We start from the raw sequence: 22,461 nt of genomic DNA on the forward strand, positions 1-22,461 counted from the left end.
ACGGCTTGTCTATACCACTCTTACACAGTGCCTTTTGGGATATGAAATTTACATAAAAAATACCCACCGTTTGGTGGGTATTTTTTTGCCTATTTGGCCTCTTATTTCCTACTTTCTACGATTGTCTTTTCAACGTTTGGAGGAACAATGTCATAGTTACTAAATTCCATTGATGATGATCCTCGTCCTTCTGTCATCGATCGAAGTGCTGTTGTGTATCCGAACATTTCAGATAGAGGAACCTTGGCCTTGATCACACGAAGATCACCTCGGTCTTCCATTCCTTCGATCTGTGCCCGCTTTGATGAAAGGCTTCCTGTAATGTCTCCCATGAACTTTTCAGGGACAACCACTTCCACTTTCATAATAGGCTCAAGGATAACTGGTCGTGCGCGCTTTGCACCTTCCTGGAAGGCTTGTGAGGCAGCGATCTTGTACGCGATTTCAGATGAGTCCACATCATGGTACGAACCGTATGTAAGTTCACATGAAATGTTCACCATCTTAAATCCAGCAACGATTCCACGGTCCATTGCTTCCTTTACTCCCTTTTCAACAGCTGGGATGAATTCGATTGGAATAACACCTCCCTTAATACTGTCGATGAACTCAAAGTCATCGTAACGACTAACGTTCTTTGGAATCTTCTTTCCTTCTTCAAGGGGTTCCATAGGCTTGAGAGTAATCTTTACGTGACCGTATTGACCCTTACCTCCAGACTGCTTGATGTACTTGTGTTCTGCTTCAGCTGAACCAGTAATAGTTTCTCTGTACGCCACCTGAGGTGCACCAACGTTTGCTTCAACGCTGAACTCACGCTTCATTCGGTCGATCATGATTTCAAGATGGAGCTCTCCCATTCCTGCGATCAATGTTTCCATTGTTTCAGCGTTTGTTGAGATTCTGAATGTTGGATCTTCATCAGAAAGCTTCTTAAGCGCCATACCCATCTTTTCCTGGTCTGCCTTTGTCTTTGGTTCGATTCGGAGGGACACCACTGGCTCTGCGAACTTAATAGGTTCAAGGATGATTGGCTTGTTCTCATCACAGAATGTGTGAGATGTCTTTGCACTCTTAAGTCCTACCGCAGCTGCAATTTCTCCAGCGTACACCTTCTTCACTTCTTCTCGGTCGTTAGCCTGGAGTCGTACAATACGGCCTAGACGCTCCTTCTCTCCTGTTGTTGAGTTATAGATATATGTACCTGATTCGATTGTTCCTGAGTACACACGGAAGAACGTAAGCTGTCCAACGAATGGGTCTGTTTGGAGTTTAAACGCAAGTGCTGAGAATGGTTCAGTATCTGATGCGCCGCGAGTGATTTCTTCGCCTGTTACAGGGTCATGTCCCTTAACTGATGGAATATCAAGTGGTGATGGAAGGTAGTCAACAACAGCGTCGAGGATGAGCTGTGTTCCCTTGTTCTTAAGGGCGCTTCCAGTAAATACTGGGAAGAGCTTGTTTGCGATAACTGCCTTTCGAATTACCACACGCATCTCATCAATTGATGGCTCCTTTCCTTCAAGGTATGCAGACATCATTGCATCATCAAACTCCACAACCTTTTCAACGAGCGCTGCTCGGTACTTCTTTGCATCATCAAGGTATTCAGCAGGAATATCCTTTTGGATGATCTTTTCTCCCTTCTCTCCTTCGAAATAGAAGGCCTTCATTGTCATAAGGTCGATCACCGCTTCGAAGTGTGATTCTTCTCCAATTGGAATCTGCATGCGAACTGCGTTCTTGTTCAAACGAGCGAGAATAGATTGGTACGATCGTTCAAACGATCCACCTGTTCGGTCGAGCTTGTTGATGAAACAAATACGAGGGACATGGTATTTGTCTGCCTGGCGCCACACTGTTTCTGACTGAGGCTCCACACCAGCCACTCCGTCAAATACCACCACCCCACCGTCGAGAACTTTCAAAGATCGCTCCACTTCCACGGTAAAGTCCACGTGCCCTGGAGTGTCGATGATGTTGAAACGGTGCTTCTTAGAAAGATCTGCTCCCATGTATGTTGGGTTCCAGAAACAAGTAATAGCAGCAGCGGTGATTGTAATACCACGCTCTTTTTCCTGTTCCATCCAGTCGGTAGTTGCTTCTCCTTCATGCACCTCTCCGATTTTGTGGCTCATACCTGTGTAATACAAGATGCGCTCTGATGTCGTTGTTTTTCCGGCATCGATGTGTGCGATGATTCCGAAGTTACGTACTCTCTCTAATGGATAATCCCGTTGCATAAAACTTATGTGGCTTTGTTATTTGTAAATATTCTTAATCGCGATGTGTGGGGCTCGCGCGAACCAGTTTTAGACCCGATCAGTGGCAAAGAGTCGAGAATGCCAAAACGTAGCACGATACTATCGCATTTACAGGCTTTTTGCAAAAGAAAAATCGCCGTGCCAGTCTAAACTGGTCACGGCGATTAGGAGAACCACCGGGTGCACGAACAACGTACCTAACTAATTGTACTTCACTTCACGATACTGGCAAGGAAATACCACCAGGATTCATCACTTCGTGCACGAGAGCCCGAATGTCTTCGATAACCACCGGAGAATTCATATGAATTGCGTTGTGGTACACAGACCTCACCGCGATTTCCTCTATCTTGGAGTACAAGATTTTGGAAAACTTTGTTGAATCCACAATTCGATCGCCCGAAGAAAAAAGTCCGAGAACAGCAAGCGGAACATCGTCATTGAGTACCTTCGGCAACTTATCAACCAAGTCATACAAGTGATCGAGTCGGCCGATCAATACCGTCGGCGTGTCCCCAATGGTTCGAGCGATATACGCATCGTAGAGATGTTCTGGTGGAACAAACACAACATGTACCATCTCACTCATAAACGGATGCCTAGCTTCTGTCCATCCTGGAACCTTATCCAGGACGAGAATTTGCGGAATCTTCTTCAGTTTCTCTTCCTGTTTTGCTTTCAGAGAATCTAGCAAAACATTTTTCCGTCCGTTAGGAAAACGAAACATGCCATACAAGTGACTCACGGCAACCTCCAATGTAGTAATTCACACGTGTTACGCATACGATTATGCACACCCAAGACTCTTCACCAGGGCCATCAGACGCTTTCTGTCTGCGGCCTTTCTGGTAAAAATAGGATGGAGCATTTCTTCTCGATTGTTCCGTCGAATCCATTCATCATCACAGAGAGATGTGAGCTCGACAGAAAGTAGACGCTGTTCACACGCCGCATTTAGTAGTCGTTGAATTGGCTGAATTATTTCTGCATCAACAATCACCAACACAGCAACCTGTGTCTTGTACGTAGCTGCAAAAGTAATTGCGTAATCACCTTCTCGATGAAGGTGTTCCCACGTTACAACAAGTAAGACACATGAGTTTTCGGATGGAATAGACTCATGCACAGCTTCTAGCGGCATTGATTCGTCACCATCAAGACAAAGATACTGGTGTTTATCTCCCACCCAAGAAAGTAATTCTTTGGCGTAATTATCACACCCCTCAGTCACAACCACGGTCAGTGATTGTTTTGCAACACCTAAAGTCATCGCACACTCCTTTGTTAGAAACCAAACTTATACTTAAAAAGAACAAACCATATAACCCTACTCTTAACTCCTAAAAAAGCAAAAGGTCCTGTATACACAGGACCTTTTGACTAAACTTTAAAAATAGTTGATTACCACGCGAAGTGTGCGAAGGCCTTGTTTGCTTCTGCCATCTTGTGAGTGTTTTCACGCTTCTTGATAGCTTCACCTTCGTTCTTGTATGCAGCGATAAGTTCATCAGCAAGCTTCTGGTGCATAGGTGCTCCCTTCTTTGAAGAAGCTGCTTCAATAATCCAACGAATAGCAAGTGCATTTCTTCGGTTCTGTGCAACCTCACGAGGAACCTGGTAGTTAGCACCTCCAACACGTCGTGAACGAACTTCAACAGTTGGTCCTACGTTTCGGAGTGCTTCGTCAAAGACAACAATAGGATCTTCTACCTTTGCCTTTTCTTTGATCACATCAAATGCTTGGTACACGATTTTCTGAGCAACGCTCTTCTTTCCGTTAACCATCACACAGTTAATGAACTTAGCAATCCTGTCCGAATTGAACATTGGATCTGGCTTAACTGGATACTTTCTCTTTATTGGCCTACGCATGAGATTATTAAAAAATTAGATTATTTAGCCTTTGGCTTCTTAGTACCGTACATGCTGCGTACTTTTCGGCGCTTTTCAACTCCCTGAGCATCAAGTACTCCACGGACGATAGTGTATCGAACACCGATATCCTTTACACGTCCACCTCGTAGCATAACTACTGAGTGTTCCTGGAGGTTATGTCCTTCTCCTGGGATATATGCAGTAACTTCCATTCCGTTAGAAAGGCGTACTCGGGCGATCTTTCGGATAGCTGAGTTAGGCTTTTTAGGAGTCTTAGTTGTAACTTTTGTGCACACACCACGCTTAAATGGTGAATTGAAGAATACAGGACGGTTATTTAGGGTATTAAAACCACGAGTAAGCGCAATGGCGCTTGTCTTGCGTCCTGTCTTCTTTCTTGGTCGCTTTATTAGTTGATTTACTGTTGCCATAGATTGGTCGGAGTACTTTAATACATTATGGGTGATAAATCAAGGGGGCCATCAAACGACCAGCCTCAAATAAATAAAAAATAAAGACAAAATAGTTTTTTTATTGCTGAATAAAATAATAAAGGTACGCTTAATTTATACAAAGTAATTAATTCCTATAACAATGCGCCTACTAATTATTGAAGACGATGCCTCCCTTCTTGAATCACTTAAGATATCTCTCGAGGCAGAATCTTATGCGGTAGATGGGTGTACTGACGGCGAATCTGGATCCTACACAGCAAGAACAAATGACTACGACTTAGTGATTCTCGACCTCGGCTTACCTAAAAAACCTGGGGTTACTGTATGCGAAGAAATACGTAAGGCGGGTAAAAAGATGCCGATCTTAACCCTATCTGCCAGAGGAGAGCCTGACTTAAAATCAAAATTACTTGATTGCGGTGCTGATGATTACATAACAAAACCATTCTCATACCAAGAGTTACGATCAAGAATACGCGCCCTTCTTAGAAGACCTAAGGATATGTATGAAGAGATACTTACTATAGATAATTTAATCGTAGACACAACCCGACAAACTATTAAACGTGGTAAAAAAGATATTTATTTAACTAAAAAAGAATTTAGCTTATTAGAATTTTTACTACGAAATAAGAGCAGGGTTGTTTCTCGAGGAATGATAATGGAACATGTCTGGAATATTGATAGCGATCCATTTTCAAATACGATTGAAGCGCACATTTTAAATCTAAGAAAGAAAATTGAAGCAAAAAATTGGAAGAAACTTGTACATAATGTTCCCGGTCGAGGTTACAAGATTGATTCTTTGTAGATTACCCCACATAAAGTTGGACAGGGTCAAAATAGAGTTAGACCCTCTGCTTTTTGTACTGTATATGGTATACCTTGGGAAACATGGAATCCTCTAGGCAATTAAACGTTAGGAGTCGACTACAAAAATTCACAATCTTGGGCGTTTTAGTTTTAGTATGTTTTTTAACTATTTGCGCATTACTATCTTTAATTTTCAAAGGCGATAAATATGAAGGAATATCAATTTACATATTGCTATTAATGTCTGGTTGGTGCGCTCTTATGTTTTGGTTTTATATAAAAAAATATGACTCTGTCGCAGTCACAGGAACCAATCTTCTGTTAATCATTGGTGCATCATTTGGAGCAGTTTCGTGGGGAATGACCCTTGAAATGGCAATGCTAACCTTTGCCCTGGTGATCATTATCTCCTTCCTCACCCTTTCCCGTACTGACGCCATCCTAACTACAATCCTCACGTTCGTAACCTTCTCATTCCTCTGGTATCTACAAGTTGAGGGACATATCGCACAGAACCAGTCTTGGAAAGTTGATTTGGATCACCTGGATGGTATTGAATTTCTTGTATTTCTTGCCTTCTTTGCTGTACTTGCGTTTATTGCTCGACGTGAAATCCAAAACGCCCTCACAGACGCAGACCAATTTGAAACCGATTTGCTAGCTGAAAAATCAAAACTTGAAGAAACCGTAATAGCCCGAACAGAAGAACTACGAAAGAAACAGGCTGAGGAGTTATTTGTACTCTATAGGTTTGTAGAATTTGGAAAGCTGTCAGCTGGTCTCTTTCACGATCTCATTAATCCCCTCACCGCCCTTTCTATCTCTCTCCACCAACTTTCAGCATCAAAGGATGGAGAGACTGATCCTGGAAAACCATCGAATGTTGACCCTGCTCGACAAGTAGAACTCGCACATATTAAAACAGCCCTTGGTGCCTCAATACAATTAGGAAAACTTATTGAGCAAACAAAAAGCGTATTAAAGCTTGAGAAAGAAGAAAAACCGTTTGTGGTAGCAAAAGAAATCGACCAATTAATGGGAATCTTCCAATTCCGTGCTCGTAAAGAGAATTACTCCCTATCATTCGTACACGCCCATAGTCCCGAGCTTTCTCTTATCGGCTCCCCTGCGAGGTTTAACCAAGTGATCATGAACCTTCTTTCAAATGCATGTGACGCAGTGGAAGAAAAAATTACAAAAAATAAAATTATAGAAGGAGAAGAAGTCACCATTCTATCTTCAGTGGTTGATGGAACATTAACTATTTCAGTAAAAGATACTGGTACTGGAATTCCAGCAGACAAACTTCCAAATATCTTCACCCACTTCTTCACCACAAAAAATACTTCTGAGCACAGAGAACATGGACGCTCAGGAACTGGTATTGGCCTTTCACAAGCCAAAGAAATTATTGAAAAAGATTTCAAAGGAAAACTTACCGTCCGCACACAAGGTGGAAAAGGTTCTGAGTTTATTGCTTCAATTCCTTTGGGAAAATAAAAAGAGCCCCTCCAACTAAAAACGGGTCAATTGGCAAAATTTATGGTATACTGCATGCGCTTACCCATAACCCCCACCCCTATACATGTTAAAAGTTGGCGACCTGGCTCCTGCATTTTCACTCGTAGATCAAGACGGTGATTGTAAATCCCTTTCGGACTACATCGGTTCAATTACCCTCATCTATTTCTACCCAAAGGATGACACTCCTGGTTGTACCAAAGAAGCCTGCTCTATTCGTGACGCATGGGCTGATTACAAGAAAGCTGGCGTACAAGTAGTTGGTATCAGCTCTGACGCTCCAGAGAGCCACAAAATTTTCCAGGAAAAATACAAGCTTCCTTTCACTCTCCTTTCTGATCGTGACCGCTCAACAATCGCTGAGTATGGTGCAAAAGGAATCGGCACAAAACGAATTTCATACTTAATTGGTCCTGATGGATGTGTCTTAAAAGCATACCCAAAGGTTGACCCCGCATTACACGCCGACGAGATCCTCGCTGACGTCAAAAAATTCTCTAAGTAAAGAGGTATAATTACATTCCTATATGGATTATGAAGCTGTAGAAAAAGCCCTCAAAGAAAAACTCGAGGGAGATGTGACTACAGAATCGAAGTCTCTTCTCGCCTATGAGACTGATGCAAGTATTTTCAAGGTAAAGCCAGCACTTGTAGTTTATCCAAAGAACACTGAAGACATCCAGAAACTGGTTGCATACGTTTCCGACCACAAGGAATCAATGCCTGAGCTTTCAATTACCGCCCGTGCAGCTGGAACATGTATGTCAGGTGGATCACTCAGTGAGTCTATCGTTATGGACGTTACACGGTACATGTCACACCTTGGTGAAGTAACTGATAAGACAATTGAAGTTGAGCCTGGTGCGTTCTATCGAGACATGGAAACGAAGACACTCGAGCACAACCTCATTCTTCCTTCATACACTGCATCAAAAAACCTCTGCACCATTGGAGGAATGATTGCCAACAACTCATCAGGTGAACGAACACTTACATACGGTGACACGAGTAAATATCTTGAGTCTCTCGATGTAGTACTTGCTGATGGAAATACATACACATTCAAAGCACTCGCTCAACACGAACTCGAAGAGAAAATGGGACTTGATACGTTCGAAGGAGAAATTTATCGAAAAGTAGTTGACCTCGTTGCACAAAATTATGATCTTATCCGCGCAAAGCGCCCACGAGTATCAAAGAACTCTTCTGGATACCTCCTCTGGAACATGTGGAACAAAGACAAGTTCAACCTTGCACAATTAATTTGCGGATCACAAGGAACACTTGGACTCTTCACCAAAAGTACCCTCTCGTTAGTTGAGCAAAAAAAGTACAAGACACTCCTTGTCATGGAACTTCGTACGCTCGCTCCCCTTCCTGCAGTTATTAATACCGTTCTTGCATACAAACCTGAATGTTTTGAATCATTCGACGAACACACATTCGCACTTGCTGAGACCTATATGCCTGAGTCAGCTGCAAAAGTTGTAACTGATAAAGCTACAGTCATCACCTTGATTGCAGAGTTCTGCAGCAACAACCGTGCGTTTGCCGAGCAAATTGCCGCTGACGCAAAAGAAGCACTTGAAGATCGTGGTATCGAGGCACATATTATTGAATCCGAAGAAGACCAGTCACATTACTGGAAAATCCGTCGCTCAAGCTTCGCACTCTTGAAGAGTCACAGTGGTGAAAAAGAACGTACTGCTCCATTTATCGACGACATCATTGTCCGTCCTGAAGACCTTCCATCCTTCCTTCCACGACTCCAAGCTATTCTTGCTGACTATAAGATGACATACACACTCGCAGGGCACGTTGGTAACGGAAACTTCCATTTGATTCCACTTGTAGACATGGAGGCAGCTGATGCAGCTGACAAGATCATTGAACTTGCACGACGCGTATTTGCACTCGTATTTGAATACGGAGGATCAATGGCAGGAGAACACAACGACGGTATTATCCGCACTCCATTTGTGAAAGACATGTTCGGACCTGAGATGTACGACCTATTTGTGAAGACAAAGAACATCTTCGACCCAAAAAACATCTTTAATCCAGGCAAAAAAGTTGGTGGCACCATGGAATATGCCAAAGCGCATATTGTGAAAACGAATACAAACGAACATTTGTAACAAAAAAGCACCTACGGTGCTTTTTTGATTGATAGAGTGAGGTGTGCTAGGAATACACCAACCGTTCTTACAAAAGGAGCCCTGATGGATCGCACCTTAACTGTGTGCAACATGACTGACATAAGTGTTAACCGTGTTGGAATAATCTCCTTGCCTGAAACGCTCGTGTTTGGCAAATGTTATCTCAATGGACAGTTTAAGTGTGGAAAAAGTTTTCTGGCTGATTACGCACAAGGTGACTGGTCAAAAATAAACAGACCGGTTGTACCAGTTTGGGCCTGTACGCAAAATGTCACCCTTACACTTTCCGGAATCTTGCTCCGTTACTATGCAGACTCAGACATCCTCACCTCACTACACCTCATACATACCCTTGTCACTCAACACAGAGAAACACTATCAATGCATCCAAAGGGCAATCTCTTCTTTGTGAACAACCGTACAGGCACTATGCGCATGGTAAAGGTTGTGAAAGGTAATCGGTGGTGGACAATCACTTCACAAGATTGTGAACATGACTCAGAAGAGTTTCTCCCTGGAACTAGATTCTTTTCTCACGTTACTCCAGCAACCAGATTGCTATAACAAACTAGTTACAACCCCGGACATCCACGGGGTTTTATTTTCTCCAGAAAAACACCGAACTCAACAGTACGAGTGTTCCACCTAAAATAATCGGTGCACTAAGTATTGTTCCTGCTGCCAAGACCCCGGCAATAGCTGGTGGAAACATCTGGCCAAGTGCAATGACACTGGTATTGATTCCCATAATCCGTCCCTCTTCCCCGCCTGGTGCTACTTTGCTAATCAATGAATTCATATTTGCTTGTACAAGACCAATAAATACTGCAAAGAGTGGAACGAGTGCGTAGATTCCAGTCAGTGACTTTGGAACTATAAAAAAGATTAATAATATTCCTGCAGTTGGTAGTGCAACTCTTAAAATAGTTCGCTCGTGATACTTTCGACTAAGAAATCTAATGATGAGTACTTGTGCAAGCACTAAACAAATTCCTGCAAAAGCAAAGAAACTTCCAATCGTTGATGCGTTTTCAATTCCTAGTTTGTTTCCAAGGAATGCACTAATAAACGATGTAAAGAATGTGAATCCAGAAAAAAATAATAGATTTGCAATAAATAATTTTCGTAGCTGTATATCTCTAAACGCTTCAGCAATATGTGAAAATGCTTTTCCCCATCGCAACACTGTACGAGATTTTTCTTTAAGAGTTTCTGGAAGAATAAAGATAACAAACAGTGAATTAACAAAAGATAACAATGCAGCGAGCATAAATGGAACTGCTGGTCCAAATGAACTATAAATATTTGAGTCAGATAATATTCCTCCGATAAATGGGCCGAGAATAAACCCAAGCCCATACGCTGCACCAATTACACCGAAAGCAGTTGTGCGCTCTTTCGCCTCTGTAGTATCAGCAAGTATTGTCTGTGCAATGGTGATGTTTCCACCAAACAATCCACCTACTAAACGAGCAAGTATCATGAGCGTAACACTCTCGACAAGGACTCCTGCAGTAAACACAATGTACGCAAGGGACGCACCGAAGATGCAGATAGCAAGTAGTCGTTTCCTTCCGTACTGATCAGATAGCTGCCCCAGTATAGGAGAGGCAAAGAATTGCCCCAAGGGGTACACCGCAATCAGGATTCCCAAGAGTGTAAGACCCACCTTAAGCGAAGCACTCGAGGAGAAGATATACAGCGCAGCATGTGGGTTTGCGATCAATTGTGGGATAACTGGGATGACCAAACCAAAACCCAAAATATCCATGAAGACGGTAAAGAAAACAATTGGCACTATCCCCCGTTTTCTTTTCATACGCCAAGTCTACACGAATTAAAAAATAAAAAAACCGCGAGCGTGTGCTCGCGGTTTCTTTGAAAACTATTTCCTTCTCTTTGCTGTCTTCTTCTTTGCAACTTTCTTTGTCTTCTTTGTCTTCTTAACTGCCTTCTTCTTTGCCATAAAAATGATTGAGTGATTGTTTATAGTTCGACCTATACAAAAATTGTACGGCACTAAAACATTGTGCACAATATTTTTTTTCAAAAACTGTGCATAACTTAATTTCTCGGAAGTGCTTGTCCTTTACGAATATCAAAAGAAATTTCTCCAATCTCAGTAATAAAAATATTTTTCTTCTCGTCTGATGCGAGTGTAATTGATAACATCATCCCTTCTCGAACCTCCTGCATGAACGCCTGATCGAAAATAAAATTGCCGAGTGAATAATATACAGGCACTCCGTGTATCACTTCGGAAATTTGTACGACGTGTGGGTGTGCGCCGATAATCATATCCGCACCTGCAAGAATAAATCTCTCTGCTGCTGAGCGCTGGAATGTTGTTGGATAGCGAACATACTCTTCTCCCCAGTGCGGAAACACAATCACAAACTCGCCACGTGCTTCTGCTGCTTGGATATCAATAATCAGTCTCTCGACAGAATCCTCAAGTGAAAGGTTTGGTGAAAATTGATTAAACGCAATCAGTGTTGCAGTGGCATTTCCAACTGGAATATGCGCAACTGGTCCGTCGTTGTTTGGTCCACCAAAAGGGATAAGGCCAGCATCAGTAATATTTTTCATTGATGTTTCGTATCCATCCATTCCAAAATCGAGCATGTGGTTATTTGCCTGACCAACATATCCGATGCCTGCGTCTTTTACTCCCTTAAGCCACGCCGGATCAAAGGTGAACTGAAGCGGGCTGCCAGCGAGCCCTCGTGTTACAGACCGATCTCCGCTAAACGGTCCTTCCCCGTTAACAACAACATGATCAGGTCTGTATTGCGCTTTATTTAAAATATCCCGGAGACCGACAAACGGGTATGACGCATCAGACTCTTCAATACGAAGTCGCAAATACCGATCGAGCATCATGTCTCCAAAAAAAGCGATAGTTGTTGTCGAGCGTATATCTTTACTCTTTTTTCTTTCTGCTAATTCTTGATCATAGTGCATACGCGAAAAAATCGACGATGATTCGTCGATTTTTTGCGGATATACCAGTACTGCTGTGAATACCGCTATACCCGAAATCAGGATCGATAGTACAAATTTAGCCTTTGGCATCGAAATTAGAGTCGACATCAAATGAATTGATAGTCACCGCTCCATCGTCAATAACCTCATATGTGAAACGTCCAACAAATAAATTGTGTCCGTCTTCATATGTTGCCACACCTTCATGGTCGCTTGTGAAATCAACGTTGGTAACTTGTAGTGTTCCACCCATGACCGCTGGCTCAGGCGAGAGTGTTGCAATGTTTGCACGAATATACTGCGCAGCAGCAAATTGTCGTGTTTCCTGTATGCCGCTACTGTTACGCGCCGCGACACCACCTGTTTCTTTTTCACTAATTACTGAGCTGTAGTATGCGTATACACCACCAGCAAAAATTAGTAAGGAAACAATGACCACAGCGGTCCATATCTTATTTTTGTTGTTTGTTTCCATATTTTTCTACACTATTACAACTGACAATCTATTGCTTCAGGGGACCATTCTTCCCCACTCCAAAGATTGAAGTAATGACCGCAAGAATGATTGCAAAGAAGAACGCTGCCCAAAACCCACTGACTGAGAACCCCGGAACAATTTCTGCTGCAATCATAATCAAGAGTGCGTTGACGATGAGGGAAAAAATACCAAGTGTGATGATGTTTACTGGTAGTGTGAGCACAGAAATGACTGGCCTAATAAACACATTTATAAGTCCAATCACTAGTGCTGCAAGGAATGCTCCGGTAAGTGTTGAATCAACACCTGGAATTAAGTACGCCAAAAGCACAATGAATAAAGCAGAAACGGTCCAGTGAAGTATCGATGACAACATATCTGTTTACGTTAATAGTTATTGAGTATTTCCTTCACTTCCTGTATTTCCTCCATTGTCACCATTTGTTGGAATGTCTACATCGATGTTTAATCCAGGATCATTGTTTTCTTGTTGAACTGCTTCTCCTGCAAAGTATGCCCGGTATCCCCAGCCTCCTAGGATAAGCGCTACGAGTACAAGCAAGATTATAAGTACCGTATTGAGTGTGCTATTTGAGTTTGATTCCATATATATACATTTATCTAATAACGGTAGGTATTGATATACCTCTCTATACCTTACTACTGTTATATGGAAATAAAAAGAGCAACAAAAAACCGCTTCTTGCGAAGCGGCCTTTTGACTCGATGTTACCGGAAGTCCCGGAATTCACGACGAGGTCGGTCTTCCTTTGGGCGTGCCTCATTTACTGTGAGACGTCGTCCATCGAAATCCTTACTGTCGTACATGTCGATCGCTGCTTGTGCTGCAGCATCATCTGCCATTTCTACGAAGCCGAATCCCTTTGATCGTCCTGTCATTTTGTCCATGATGATCGCTGCTGATACGACTGATCCAGCCTTTGAGAATGCCTCATTGAGCTGATCTTCTGTAGTGGAATATGGAAGACCACCGACATACAATTTCTTTACCATTTATTTTTACTTTACTTGTATAACCGTAAGAAACATCGAGGAGGCTATACAATGACCGCGCACGAATAGATTCCTTACGTACCTTTACTATACGCTAGTTGAGGATTCTGTCAATGCAACCTACCCTTGTCCACCCTCTTTTCGGTTGTATCCTTCAAATGCTTTTACAATCTCCAAAGGAAGCGTAAAGACAACGGTATTTGACTGGTCAGAGGAAATGTCATTGATAGCTTGAAGTGTTCGAAGATGGAGGGCTCCGGGAACTTCAGAAAGCATTCGTGCAGCGTCCGCCATGTTTTTTGCAGCCGCCAACTCTCCTTCTGACGTGATAATTACTGCCCTTTTCTCTCGTTCTGCCTCTGCTTGCTTGGCAATTGTCCGCTCCATATCCTGTGGAAGTGAAATATCCTTCAACTCCACGTTTTGCACTTTAAGTCCCCACGCGTCAGTCTCTTTATCCACAATTTCTTTAATACGTTCTGCTATTTTGTCTCGGTTTGCAAGAAGTTCATCGAGTGTCACCTCTCCGACAATGTTTCGCATAGTTGTCTGTGCGTACTGTGATATTGCGTACACGAAATCTTGCACTTCAAGGATGGCACGTTCTGCACTTGATACACGGTAGTAGATGACAGCATTAACACTGACAGATACGTTGTCACGTGTAATGGCGTTTTGGTCAGGAACATCAGTTGCCTTGAGTCGCATATCCACTTTTTGGTATGACTGAAAAACTGGGATTACCAATCTCCAACCAGGTTCAAGCGTTGCGGTAAATTTTCCAAGCGTAAACCGTAGACCCCGTTCGTATTGATTAATTTGACGGATACTGATAAGAATGATGAATAACACTATCCCTAAACCTATAAAAATTGGTTCCATGGGTGGATTATACGCTTTTCTATTTTTCTATGTTTATTGATCTTCTACTAGGATTCATCATCGGCACCCTCACTGGCTTCATTACAACTGGTGAATTTTATTACCCGTACGTTGGTGCCGCCCTCCTCTTCTCCCTTCTTCCTGATATTGATTTCCTTATCTACCACTCATATAACGAGATTGATCGCATGAGTCATTGCCACAGACGAATACTTCACTATCCATTGGTATATATACCAATCGGAGCAATCATCGTGACCCTCTTTTCTCTTGATCCTACATATGGCATTCTATTTATAGTCGTATCCCTCGCCCACTTTATTCACGACACAGGTTGGATTGGTTACGGTGTGCAATGGGCATATCCACTTCGAAGAGAGCATTACTTCTTCGGAAAGAAAACTAATACCGCGCTTGAATCAACAACAGGTATCTACTCTGACACTCCTGAGAACGTTGATCGACACGCACAAATACATGGTGACGATAACTGGTTATTGAAAAAGGTTTCAAAGGTTCGTATTATCAAAAAATAATTGACTTAAAAAACAAAACCAGTAGCAACTGCTACTGGTTTTGTTTTTATCTGACAAGTTTTGTGTATCTATTTACCCTTGTCTCATAAGCATCTTTGCAGTTGACGCAAGTTCTTTGTCGGCCGCCTTCTCTTCGTCATGTGTCTGCATGAGAAGTGTAAGTACATCTGGGAGACCGAGTGATTTTGCTTCATCAATTGCTGCCATATATCCTGCCATTTCATAGTGTTCAACATATCGTACAGCGCCTGCAAGCATTGCGTCTTGCACAACTTCTGGAGCATCTACTTCTTTCATCACCCATTCCCCATCTGCGATAATTCCTCGAATTCCTTCACACGCGAGTTTCTTTGGTTTTGCACCTAATATCTTAAATATCTTCTCGAGACGAACAATGTGATCTTTTGTTTCTCCTAGGTGTAATTCAAACGACTTCTTTAACATTGGGTTAGTCGCTCCTTTAACCATTTTTGGAAGTGCTTTTACGACTTGGTGTTCAATATCGTAGAGCGCTTGTATCTTTGCTTCAAATGCTTTTGAAAAATCTGTAATTTTGGCCATACAAATATTGGGTTTATGTTAATAATCGCCTCTTTTCCAATCATGGACTTATATTTCTATGATTGCAAGTATTTCTTTCCTTTTAGTTCTTCAGGAAGATAACTATCAGTGTCATACATCTCATATTCTTTTCCATAACCAATATCTTTCATAAGTTTTGTAGGAGCATTTCTAACCTTAAGAGGAATTGGAAGATTGCCAAACTTCTCTGCATCTTCAAGTGCAGCCATAATTCCATCGTATGCACGCCTATCTTTCTTGCATTCAGCCAAATATGCTGCACCGTGCCCTAAACTGATTGCTGCTTCAGGCATACCCACTGTCTCTACTGCCCTGAAGACTGCATTTGCCACCACAAGTGCTGTTGGTTGGGCAAGGCCGATATCTTCACTTGCAAAGATCACCATGCGTCGTGCGATGAATTTTGGGTCTTCGCCAGATTTAATCATGCGAGCGAGATAATATAGCGCGGCGTCTGGTTGGCTCGCACGGAGACTTTTTATGAATGCAGAAATTGTATTGTAGTGTCCCTCCCCTTTCTTGTCGTACCGTAACGTTTTTGATTGCAGTGCTTCTTTTAATGTTTCAACAGTAACGGTTGTATATAAACTTGTGGCTGCCTCAAGTGATGAAAGTGCCTGTCGTGCATCTCCATCTGCAAAACGTACTAACCAATCAATTGCCGCATCATCAATATCAATTCCAGATCGTTTAATGATCTGTTTCATTTCATCTGGTTTGAGTTCATTGAGAATAAATATTCTGCAACGAGACAGTAACGCCGGAATTACTTCAAAACTTGGGTTCTCAGTTGTTGCACCAATGAGCGTAAGTGCACCTGACTCAACATGTGGAAGCAAAAAATCTTGTTGGCTTTTGTTGAATCGATGAATCTCATCTAAAAATAATACTTTCGGCTGGTCATAGAGACCTTTCGGAGCATCTACTATTTTTCGAATGTCATCCTTCCCTGCAGATACCGCAGAAAGCTCATGTAGTTCGGCATTTAAACTTCTCGCATACATCCGAGCAAGTGTTGTCTTTCCAACCCCAGGTGGACCCCAGAGGATAAATGAGAACAGGTGTTTCTTTTCAATAGCAATGCGAAGTAGCTTACCTCCACCAATAACATGTTCTTGGCCAACAAACTCCTCAATGGTACGAGGACGAATTTTTGATGCCAGAGGTTCCATTGGGTAATCATAGTATATATGGAACGTGAACGCTAGTTCACAATACAAAAAAGACCCATCGTTGGGTCTTTTTTGTATCTATAAAGATTGTTTATTGAACAGGATTCTTTCCCTGAATGATTCGAACAAGGAAAAGAATAACTGCAGCTACGAGTAGCACATGGATGAACCATCCGATTGAATATGTTCCCACTACTCCAAGTAACCAAAGAATGATCAATACGACTGCAATTGTTGTAAGCATAATGTTCAGGTTACCTATTAAATGCGGCTCCCCTGATTAATCGTACTCCAATATTGAGAGTATTCAACTACTCTTATGGTTTACTCAATGAATGTAAGTGCCTGTCCTTTCTTTCCTCCACGGCCAGTTCGGCCAATTCGGTGAACATAGTCTTCGTATGTAGCTGGGATATCGAAGTTGATAACGTGTGAAACGTTACTTACATCAATTCCTCGTGCTGCAACGTCGGTTGCAACAAGGACTTGTACACGTCCTTCCTTAAACATAGTAAGTGCTCGCTGGCGTCGTCCATGGTTTTTGTCTCCGTGGATAGATTCCGCCTTGATTCCTCGTTCAAGAAGAATATTTCCGAGCTTCTCAACACCGTGTTTTGTTCGTCCGAATACAAGTACTCGGCTAAACTCAGGCTTTTTAAGAAGATCACCTAGTACATCAATCTTTGTTTTTCCACTTGGTACGCGGATAACGTCCTGGTCAACTGACTTAGCAGTATCCCCTGTTTTAACTGAAATACTTACTGGATTCTTGAGGAAATCCTTAATCAACACTTCAATATCTCGTGACATAGTCGCTGAGAAGAAGAGTGTGTGACGCTCCGCTGGCATACGAGACATCATCCATTTCATGTCTGCAATGAATCCCATATCAAGCATACGGTCAGCCTCGTCGAGGACTACTGTATTAAATTCAGGAAGTTCAATCATGCGACGTTCAACAAGATCCTTAAGTCGTCCTGGTGTTCCAATGACGAAATTGTGGACTCGGCGAAGAAGCGCAATCTGCTTTCCAATTGGAGCTCCTCCAACACAACATACTGAGTATAGACTCATTTTTGGTGTGAAGGCGCGAAGCTCGTCATCAATTTGGATAGCAAGTTCACGAGTAGGGACCATGATAAGAACCATTTGTTTTGGATCCTTAAGTACCTTGTCGATAAGAGGAATGAGGAAAGCTGCTGTCTTTCCTGTTCCTGTGTTTGCAATACCAACAACATCTTCACCATTCAATACATGCGGAATTGCACGGTCTTGAATCGGTGTTGGAAGGACGTATCCTTTTCCAATGATGTTTGACTTGAGGTGTTCGTCGATTCTAAAGTCCGCGAACTGGTGTTCTGGCTTGAACACATCTACCTCTTCAGTGATGATTGCTTTGTTAATAAATCGTGAGACATCGATGTGTTGGTCACGGAAGTTACCACCACGCTTTTGAGGGCGTCGGCCACCGAAACGACTGCCTGCTGGCCTACTAAATCCTCCTGGTCGAGGTGTGCCACCAAAGCGACTACCACTTGGACGTGTAGAGCTTGGCCGGGCTGGGCCATGGGAACGGGATCCGCCAGTGAATGACGAACCGCCGGACCGAGGTCCGTATGAATTTCTAATCATATATTTCTATTGTTTGTTAGCTTACGGTTATGAGACCGAAAGCATGCTTATATCAGCGAGCCTCGGAGTTTTCTAATGGAGCGTAGTGCCCTCATATTTCCGGCTGATATATGCGCCTGTTGAGCCATAAATGGTCTTCAAAGGGCCAGAAACAAAAACTAATGAGATTTGCTTACTATTAGTATAGACTATAAACAGTGTCTTGTCAATCTACGACGAGGCGTACAGGGAATGCAAAGCTAGCTTCTACATATTTAACACCAACAAGTACTCCATCCTTAACTTCGAAAACACTTCCTTTTTTATGCTGCTGTGGAAAACGATTTAATGCACCAGCTGCTATCCCTTGTTCTTCTGGAAAACCAGGGTCTGCGTTTAGATTCCTTCCCTTTTCAATAACCCCAGCGTTAACGCTATATGCATATTCTTCTCCCCATACCACTCCTGCGTCCCCATCTACATAGACCATATATAACTTTCTTGCCTCTGTGTCGTATCCAACAATATCTCTTGCTGATAGATCAGTGGCGAGTGTAATGACTGGGGTTGTGGAATCTAACTTCTTTTCAATCAATCTATTTGAACAATTAGATCTGTACTCAGTGCAACTCTTTCCGACGAGTGCAAACAAGGATCCGTCGTGGAAATAAAAGTCATTAATAACTTCACCCTCTTTGATATTTAGGTTTGGTATTGAGGTGGTTGTTTTCTTCAAAAGATCCACTTCTGAGAGCGTGTACTTGTCAGCTACATATAACTTCCCTCGATATACTGCTGGAGAAGGATCAAACCCGAGTGCGGTCGGCATAATTTCTTTTGGAAATACCTGTCCGGATTCTGTAAACATAATATGCATTTCTCTATTTCCACTTAACCGTGGCTTGATACCAAAATACACTAAGCCATCTGATTCGGGTGTAAGCGTTGCTTGAGTGTAACTTGTGACAACTGACTGGATAAATTCATAAAAAGTATCTGCGCACATTGAATCTCCGATAGAGTTACCGCTTTCATTAAATAACACAAAGTGATGTAAGTTATTTGATTGAGTTAAAACTTCAAGCGGATAGTATGCGGGAAGTATTTCACCAGGAAGAACCCTTCGTATTTCTCCGCTAAAAGCAAATCCAGCCGGCAGAGAATTTTTTGGCGCATACCACGATGGATCAAACTGATGTTCAGTTGTAACAATTCGATTTCCAAAAGAAACCTGTTGATACTCTGATTGAAACATATCCATATCTACCCCAGCGTAGATTATCGAGCACACTCCATCACTTCTTCTAAAACCAAAGTACGCTTTAGTTACAGCTTGTGGTAACTGCACAGTGGAAACATCAATTCTCTCCCACCCCAGCACTGGCTGGAGGCTGTATGTAAAATTTCCTTCAAAAAATTCTGGGGTTGAATCAGTTGGCTCTACAAATTGAGACTTGGTCTCAGTGGGCTTTTGTATAAATGGTGTTTTTTCTGGAGAAAGACGGACCCACACCGAAATTACTCCTGCGGCAATTATAAGTAGGGGTACGATAGAAAGTATTACTACATACCTTGCACCTTTTTGTACGATTACCACTTCTTCAGGGAGTGTTGGTTCCATCCCTGCATTCTATCAGCTACTTCGTGAGGTCAAGCGTCTCGTCGATTCTGATTTGAGCAACGAATTCTGGTACGTGACTGACAAGTACCATTGCACCTTCGTAGTCTGAGAGCGCTTTTGCAATGACAGGTAAATGTCTGAAGTTAATGTGGTTTGTAGGCTCATCTAGAATGAGAAGTCCTGGTTTTTGAAGAACCAAACGTGCAAACGCAACCAGTCCCTTCTGCCCTTCTGAGAGACTACCAATTTTTGTGTGGACCATTTCACCAGTGATGAGAAACGCAGCAGCTGTTGCGCGCATGTCTTGTTCGATCTGCTTTTCCATAATACTCATGAGAGATTGGTACACCGTGTCTTCGAAATTAAGCGTAGAAAAGTCCTGGCGGTAGTATCCTACTCGGATTCCAGGTTGGATCTTTGCACCTTCTGCTGTTCCATTTGCAATTGACTCGAGGAGGGTAGTTTTTCCAATACCGTTTGGTCCTGAAAGAAGGAGGTGTTTGTTACGTTTCAAGGCAATACTTGCCTTTCGAACCACTGGCTGGTGAGTTTTTGGGTTCATTGTTGTAAATGAAGAGATGGTCAAAATTTCACCAATCGTGTCTCCTTGAAATGGAATCCTGAATTGTCGTATTGTCTTGTCTTCCTTTCGCACATCCACCATCTCTTCCTCAAGTTCTTCAGCTTTGTCTCTCATACGACGTGCAACGAGACGCATCTGACCTCCCTTGTTTGCGAAGAAGTTAGCTTTGTCTTTGTTTTCCTGGATCTGCTTTGCCAGTTGTGCGTTCTTACGATTCTCTTTCTCAATTCGAGCCAAGATTTCTTCCTGAAGGTCGTGATAATTACCAACGTACTGCTCCACTTTTCTTGTGTAGATATCGAGATATAAAATTCCGTCAGTAAACGAGTTTAGGAATTCTGCATCGTGGGAAATAACTACTACTGTCTTTGTATATGCTCGAAGGAATGCAGTTAAGTGTTCTACTCCAGCCTTGTCGAGGTTGTTTGTCGGCTCATCGAGAAGCAAAATGTCTGGATCTTGGATGAGCGCAGAAGCCAAAAGCATTCTCGCCTGCTGTCCTCCTGAAAACGTTCGTACAATTCGATCGTGTGGAGCGTGGAGGTTAACCACTTCCAAGACCTCGTCTATTCGAGGATCAATGTCATACACCTTGCCACGACCATTTGATTCAAGTGCTTTTGCAAAGAAGTCTCGGACCGTTAAATCGAGCTCATCGCGAGGAATGACTTGTCTCGATGTTGCAATGGTTGCACGTTGCGCACGATGGATTGCGCCTTTGTCAGGCTTAAGTATTCCAGCCATTAGTTGGAAGGTTGTACTCTTTCCGGCACCGTTTTGTCCCATGATTGTAGTCTTCGATCCTCGACGCAACGAAAAACTAACCTCATCTAAGATGGGCTTGTTTATACCGTACTCGTACGACACCTCTTCGAACCGTAATACTCCCTCGTCTTTTGCCATGAATAGCTACCTTACCATCAAAATATAAAAACATAAAACTAAAGGCCGTGTACAGGATACCTGTACACGGCCGAAAATCATGCAGCTTCTTTAAGCTTTGAATTGCAGTACTCGCGCAATTCTGCTTCAGTTGGCAGAATGACCGAATGAAATCGATTTGCTTGAAAAGGAAAAAGTTTTTGCTGCCACGGATCGGGAAGCCAGTTGATTGGATAATCCCCTCGATTCATACGCAACTTAAACGATTCCAAAAGTTCCCACGAGGCACCCACTGAAGTAAACCAGTTTGGTGAGAAAAAAAGTTGACCAATGTAGCCAGAGGCAAAAACCTTTCCATAAAACACATCCAGAATTTCCCAGGCATAGTGTTTTACCGAAGGATCCGGCCGAAACCTATCCATTGCCCTTTGAAAAACCAGTTGATTAAAGACGATGTGACCTTTCTCGGTTGCCGCATCGATCATGGCCTCAAACAAAGCCATGTTCTGCTTTATGTCGTTTTCAAAACCACCAGTCGACATGGCGCCACATATTTCAACAATCGGCTTTTTCTGCGCCGCCATACTTTCCAGAACTCCGAGTGCGATGTCGGCAAGTTCATTCATGCTCTTTGCACTCTCTACTGCCTCCTCTTCTACCGAAGTCCAATAGATATTCTTCATCTAACCCTTCCTTTCAAAAAAGTGTTTGTGTATCTCGTACAACCCCACTATATGTACCGCAACCAGCAAGCTTCGTCAAATATCATGAAGCCAACACAAATCTTGGGCCCTTGTACCCTAATTCTGGCCTATCAACTTCTTGCAGAAACATTTCTACTGGTCGTACCCACAACTTCTTTTCTCCATAAAAGGCACGGTATATGACTAATTGCTCGCCTTCGTGTTCTGAATGATTAGCAATGCCAATGACTTCATACTTTTTGTCATTCTTTGCAGTAAAGTCTTTAAAATGTTGATAGATCCCTCCCCGTTGTATTTCCATACGCTGATTATACAGCTGGATTT

The 22,461-nt window shown here is 42.6% G+C and carries 27 protein-coding genes; 6 read left to right on the forward strand and 21 right to left on the reverse strand.

Features of this window, described 5'->3' with window-relative positions; all coding sequences use genetic code 11:
* Window positions 1-101: 101 nt before the first annotated feature.
* The 5 genes from fusA to rpsL form a co-directional block, all read right to left on the reverse strand.
* Complete coding sequence (fusA, locus tag PLF31_01635; GenBank protein ID HRH26153.1) at window positions 102-2,243, reverse strand: elongation factor G; 2,142 nt, start codon at window positions 2,241-2,243, stop codon at window positions 102-104.
* Between the two features lie 238 nt (window positions 2,244-2,481).
* On the reverse strand, window positions 2,482-2,991 hold the full coding sequence (locus PLF31_01640; GenBank protein ID HRH26154.1) for a hypothetical protein: 510 nt from the start codon (window positions 2,989-2,991) through the stop codon (window positions 2,482-2,484).
* A gap of 60 nt (window positions 2,992-3,051) precedes the next feature.
* The gene (locus PLF31_01645; protein ID HRH26155.1) at window positions 3,052-3,534 is read right to left on the reverse strand and encodes a hypothetical protein; all 483 of its coding nucleotides are present in this window, start codon (window positions 3,532-3,534) and stop codon (window positions 3,052-3,054) included.
* Between the two features lie 131 nt (window positions 3,535-3,665).
* Complete coding sequence (gene rpsG, locus PLF31_01650) at window positions 3,666-4,136, reverse strand: 30S ribosomal protein S7 (GenBank protein ID HRH26156.1); 471 nt, start codon at window positions 4,134-4,136, stop codon at window positions 3,666-3,668.
* Window positions 4,137-4,156: 20 nt separating this feature from the next.
* Entirely contained in the window at window positions 4,157-4,570 is a 414-nt protein-coding gene (gene rpsL, locus PLF31_01655; protein ID HRH26157.1) for a 30S ribosomal protein S12, read from the reverse strand.
* A 163-nt stretch (window positions 4,571-4,733) separates the two neighbouring features.
* Here rpsL and PLF31_01660 point away from each other — a divergent pair, with 163 nt between their 5' ends.
* The 5 genes from PLF31_01660 to PLF31_01680 all read left to right on the forward strand — a co-directional run bounded on the left by PLF31_01660 (window position 4,734) and on the right by PLF31_01680 (window position 9,651).
* Window positions 4,734-5,405 carry a response regulator transcription factor gene (locus PLF31_01660; GenBank protein HRH26158.1) on the forward strand — a complete coding sequence of 224 codons (672 nt, stop codon included), beginning with the start codon at window positions 4,734-4,736 and terminating at the stop codon, window positions 5,403-5,405.
* A gap of 263 nt (window positions 5,406-5,668) precedes the next feature.
* On the forward strand, window positions 5,669-6,907 hold the full coding sequence (locus PLF31_01665) for a HAMP domain-containing sensor histidine kinase (protein ID HRH26159.1): 1,239 nt from the start codon (window positions 5,669-5,671) through the stop codon (window positions 6,905-6,907).
* Window positions 6,908-6,992: 85 nt separating this feature from the next.
* On the forward strand, window positions 6,993-7,433 hold the full coding sequence (locus tag PLF31_01670; GenBank protein HRH26160.1) for a peroxiredoxin: 441 nt from the start codon (window positions 6,993-6,995) through the stop codon (window positions 7,431-7,433).
* A 22-nt stretch (window positions 7,434-7,455) separates the two neighbouring features.
* Window positions 7,456-9,066, forward strand: a complete 1,611-nt coding sequence (locus PLF31_01675; protein HRH26161.1) for an FAD-binding oxidoreductase — start codon at window positions 7,456-7,458, stop codon at window positions 9,064-9,066.
* Between the two features lie 84 nt (window positions 9,067-9,150).
* Window positions 9,151-9,651 (forward strand): hypothetical protein, encoded by a 501-nt coding sequence (locus PLF31_01680; GenBank protein ID HRH26162.1) that lies wholly within the window; start codon window positions 9,151-9,153, stop codon window positions 9,649-9,651.
* Between the two features lie 34 nt (window positions 9,652-9,685).
* On the opposite strand, the gene PLF31_01685 is transcribed toward PLF31_01680, so the two are convergent.
* The 8 genes from PLF31_01685 to PLF31_01720 all read right to left on the reverse strand — a co-directional run bounded on the left by PLF31_01685 (window position 9,686) and on the right by PLF31_01720 (window position 14,446).
* A complete protein-coding gene (locus tag PLF31_01685) occupies window positions 9,686-10,906 on the reverse strand; it encodes an MFS transporter (protein HRH26163.1) in 1,221 nt (406 codons plus the stop codon).
* A gap of 66 nt (window positions 10,907-10,972) precedes the next feature.
* The gene (locus PLF31_01690; GenBank protein ID HRH26164.1) at window positions 10,973-11,107 is read right to left on the reverse strand and encodes a hypothetical protein; all 135 of its coding nucleotides are present in this window, start codon (window positions 11,105-11,107) and stop codon (window positions 10,973-10,975) included.
* A gap of 44 nt (window positions 11,108-11,151) precedes the next feature.
* Window positions 11,152-12,051, reverse strand: coding sequence for a CapA family protein (locus tag PLF31_01695; GenBank protein HRH26165.1), 900 nt, complete (start codon window positions 12,049-12,051; stop codon window positions 11,152-11,154).
* Window positions 12,052-12,148: 97 nt separating this feature from the next.
* A complete protein-coding gene (locus PLF31_01700) occupies window positions 12,149-12,547 on the reverse strand; it encodes a hypothetical protein (protein ID HRH26166.1) in 399 nt (132 codons plus the stop codon).
* A 28-nt stretch (window positions 12,548-12,575) separates the two neighbouring features.
* On the reverse strand, window positions 12,576-12,923 hold the full coding sequence (locus tag PLF31_01705; protein HRH26167.1) for a phage holin family protein: 348 nt from the start codon (window positions 12,921-12,923) through the stop codon (window positions 12,576-12,578).
* Between the two features lie 21 nt (window positions 12,924-12,944).
* Complete coding sequence (locus PLF31_01710; protein HRH26168.1) at window positions 12,945-13,157, reverse strand: hypothetical protein; 213 nt, start codon at window positions 13,155-13,157, stop codon at window positions 12,945-12,947.
* A 122-nt stretch (window positions 13,158-13,279) separates the two neighbouring features.
* Complete coding sequence (locus PLF31_01715) at window positions 13,280-13,564, reverse strand: RNA-binding protein (protein HRH26169.1); 285 nt, start codon at window positions 13,562-13,564, stop codon at window positions 13,280-13,282.
* 120 nt (window positions 13,565-13,684) lie between these two features.
* Window positions 13,685-14,446, reverse strand: coding sequence for a slipin family protein (locus PLF31_01720; GenBank protein HRH26170.1), 762 nt, complete (start codon window positions 14,444-14,446; stop codon window positions 13,685-13,687).
* A gap of 29 nt (window positions 14,447-14,475) precedes the next feature.
* On the opposite strand from PLF31_01720, the gene PLF31_01725 reads away from it, so the two are divergent.
* Window positions 14,476-14,982, forward strand: coding sequence for a metal-dependent hydrolase (locus PLF31_01725; protein ID HRH26171.1), 507 nt, complete (start codon window positions 14,476-14,478; stop codon window positions 14,980-14,982).
* A gap of 72 nt (window positions 14,983-15,054) precedes the next feature.
* Here the strand turns inward: PLF31_01725 and PLF31_01730 are convergent, their stop codons facing one another.
* The 8 genes from PLF31_01730 to PLF31_01765 form a co-directional block, all read right to left on the reverse strand.
* Window positions 15,055-15,543 (reverse strand): DUF892 family protein, encoded by a 489-nt coding sequence (locus PLF31_01730; GenBank protein ID HRH26172.1) that lies wholly within the window; start codon window positions 15,541-15,543, stop codon window positions 15,055-15,057.
* Between the two features lie 56 nt (window positions 15,544-15,599).
* Window positions 15,600-16,736, reverse strand: a complete 1,137-nt coding sequence (locus PLF31_01735) for a replication-associated recombination protein A (GenBank protein ID HRH26173.1) — start codon at window positions 16,734-16,736, stop codon at window positions 15,600-15,602.
* Between the two features lie 91 nt (window positions 16,737-16,827).
* Window positions 16,828-16,980, reverse strand: coding sequence for a lmo0937 family membrane protein (locus tag PLF31_01740; GenBank protein ID HRH26174.1), 153 nt, complete (start codon window positions 16,978-16,980; stop codon window positions 16,828-16,830).
* 80 nt (window positions 16,981-17,060) lie between these two features.
* On the reverse strand, window positions 17,061-18,368 hold the full coding sequence (locus PLF31_01745) for a DEAD/DEAH box helicase (protein ID HRH26175.1): 1,308 nt from the start codon (window positions 18,366-18,368) through the stop codon (window positions 17,061-17,063).
* A 205-nt stretch (window positions 18,369-18,573) separates the two neighbouring features.
* Complete coding sequence (locus PLF31_01750) at window positions 18,574-19,968, reverse strand: hypothetical protein (protein HRH26176.1); 1,395 nt, start codon at window positions 19,966-19,968, stop codon at window positions 18,574-18,576.
* 16 nt (window positions 19,969-19,984) lie between these two features.
* On the reverse strand, window positions 19,985-21,454 hold the full coding sequence (locus tag PLF31_01755; GenBank protein ID HRH26177.1) for an ABC-F family ATP-binding cassette domain-containing protein: 1,470 nt from the start codon (window positions 21,452-21,454) through the stop codon (window positions 19,985-19,987).
* Window positions 21,455-21,531: 77 nt separating this feature from the next.
* A complete protein-coding gene (locus tag PLF31_01760; GenBank protein ID HRH26178.1) occupies window positions 21,532-22,116 on the reverse strand; it encodes a hypothetical protein in 585 nt (194 codons plus the stop codon).
* An 82-nt stretch (window positions 22,117-22,198) separates the two neighbouring features.
* Entirely contained in the window at window positions 22,199-22,438 is a 240-nt protein-coding gene (locus tag PLF31_01765; protein ID HRH26179.1) for a DUF1653 domain-containing protein, read from the reverse strand.
* Between the last annotated feature and the right edge of the window lie 23 nt (window positions 22,439-22,461).

Source organism: Candidatus Paceibacterota bacterium (assembly GCA_035438625.1).
GTDB lineage: Bacteria > Patescibacteriota > Minisyncoccia > Phycocordibacterales > DAORIS01 > DAORIS01.

Excerpts from the sequence above, each read along its gene's own strand:
- PLF31_01700 (HRH26166.1), bottom strand. The coding sequence starts at position 12,547 with ATGGAAACAAACAACAAAAATAAGATATGGACCGCTGTGGTCATTGTT.
- PLF31_01660 (HRH26158.1), top strand. The coding sequence starts at position 4,734 with ATGCGCCTACTAATTATTGAAGACGATGCCTCCCTTCTTGAATCACTT.
- PLF31_01725 (HRH26171.1), top strand. The coding sequence starts at position 14,476 with ATGTTTATTGATCTTCTACTAGGATTCATCATCGGCACCCTCACTGGC.
- PLF31_01665 (HRH26159.1), top strand. The coding sequence starts at position 5,669 with ATGTTTTGGTTTTATATAAAAAAATATGACTCTGTCGCAGTCACAGGA.
- PLF31_01750 (HRH26176.1), bottom strand. The coding sequence starts at position 19,968 with ATGGAACCAACACTCCCTGAAGAAGTGGTAATCGTACAAAAAGGTGCA.
- PLF31_01675 (HRH26161.1), top strand. The coding sequence starts at position 7,456 with ATGGATTATGAAGCTGTAGAAAAAGCCCTCAAAGAAAAACTCGAGGGA.
- PLF31_01680 (HRH26162.1), top strand. The coding sequence starts at position 9,151 with ATGGATCGCACCTTAACTGTGTGCAACATGACTGACATAAGTGTTAAC.
- PLF31_01730 (HRH26172.1), bottom strand. The coding sequence starts at position 15,543 with ATGGCCAAAATTACAGATTTTTCAAAAGCATTTGAAGCAAAGATACAA.
- PLF31_01640 (HRH26154.1), bottom strand. The coding sequence starts at position 2,991 with ATGTTTCGTTTTCCTAACGGACGGAAAAATGTTTTGCTAGATTCTCTG.
- PLF31_01710 (HRH26168.1), bottom strand. The coding sequence starts at position 13,157 with ATGGAATCAAACTCAAATAGCACACTCAATACGGTACTTATAATCTTG.
- PLF31_01670 (HRH26160.1), top strand. The coding sequence starts at position 6,993 with ATGTTAAAAGTTGGCGACCTGGCTCCTGCATTTTCACTCGTAGATCAA.
- PLF31_01735 (HRH26173.1), bottom strand. The coding sequence starts at position 16,736 with ATGGAACCTCTGGCATCAAAAATTCGTCCTCGTACCATTGAGGAGTTT.
- rpsG (HRH26156.1), bottom strand. The coding sequence starts at position 4,136 with ATGCGTAGGCCAATAAAGAGAAAGTATCCAGTTAAGCCAGATCCAATG.
- PLF31_01695 (HRH26165.1), bottom strand. The coding sequence starts at position 12,051 with ATGCACTATGATCAAGAATTAGCAGAAAGAAAAAAGAGTAAAGATATA.
- PLF31_01740 (HRH26174.1), bottom strand. The coding sequence starts at position 16,980 with ATGCTTACAACAATTGCAGTCGTATTGATCATTCTTTGGTTACTTGGA.
- PLF31_01715 (HRH26169.1), bottom strand. The coding sequence starts at position 13,564 with ATGGTAAAGAAATTGTATGTCGGTGGTCTTCCATATTCCACTACAGAA.
- PLF31_01645 (HRH26155.1), bottom strand. The coding sequence starts at position 3,534 with ATGACTTTAGGTGTTGCAAAACAATCACTGACCGTGGTTGTGACTGAG.
- PLF31_01685 (HRH26163.1), bottom strand. The coding sequence starts at position 10,906 with ATGAAAAGAAAACGGGGGATAGTGCCAATTGTTTTCTTTACCGTCTTC.
- PLF31_01760 (HRH26178.1), bottom strand. The coding sequence starts at position 22,116 with ATGAAGAATATCTATTGGACTTCGGTAGAAGAGGAGGCAGTAGAGAGT.
- PLF31_01745 (HRH26175.1), bottom strand. The coding sequence starts at position 18,368 with ATGATTAGAAATTCATACGGACCTCGGTCCGGCGGTTCGTCATTCACT.
- PLF31_01755 (HRH26177.1), bottom strand. The coding sequence starts at position 21,454 with ATGGCAAAAGACGAGGGAGTATTACGGTTCGAAGAGGTGTCGTACGAG.
- PLF31_01765 (HRH26179.1), bottom strand. The coding sequence starts at position 22,438 with ATGGAAATACAACGGGGAGGGATCTATCAACATTTTAAAGACTTTACT.
- rpsL (HRH26157.1), bottom strand. The coding sequence starts at position 4,570 with ATGGCAACAGTAAATCAACTAATAAAGCGACCAAGAAAGAAGACAGGA.
- fusA (HRH26153.1), bottom strand. The coding sequence starts at position 2,243 with ATGCAACGGGATTATCCATTAGAGAGAGTACGTAACTTCGGAATCATC.
- PLF31_01720 (HRH26170.1), bottom strand. The coding sequence starts at position 14,446 with ATGGAACCAATTTTTATAGGTTTAGGGATAGTGTTATTCATCATTCTT.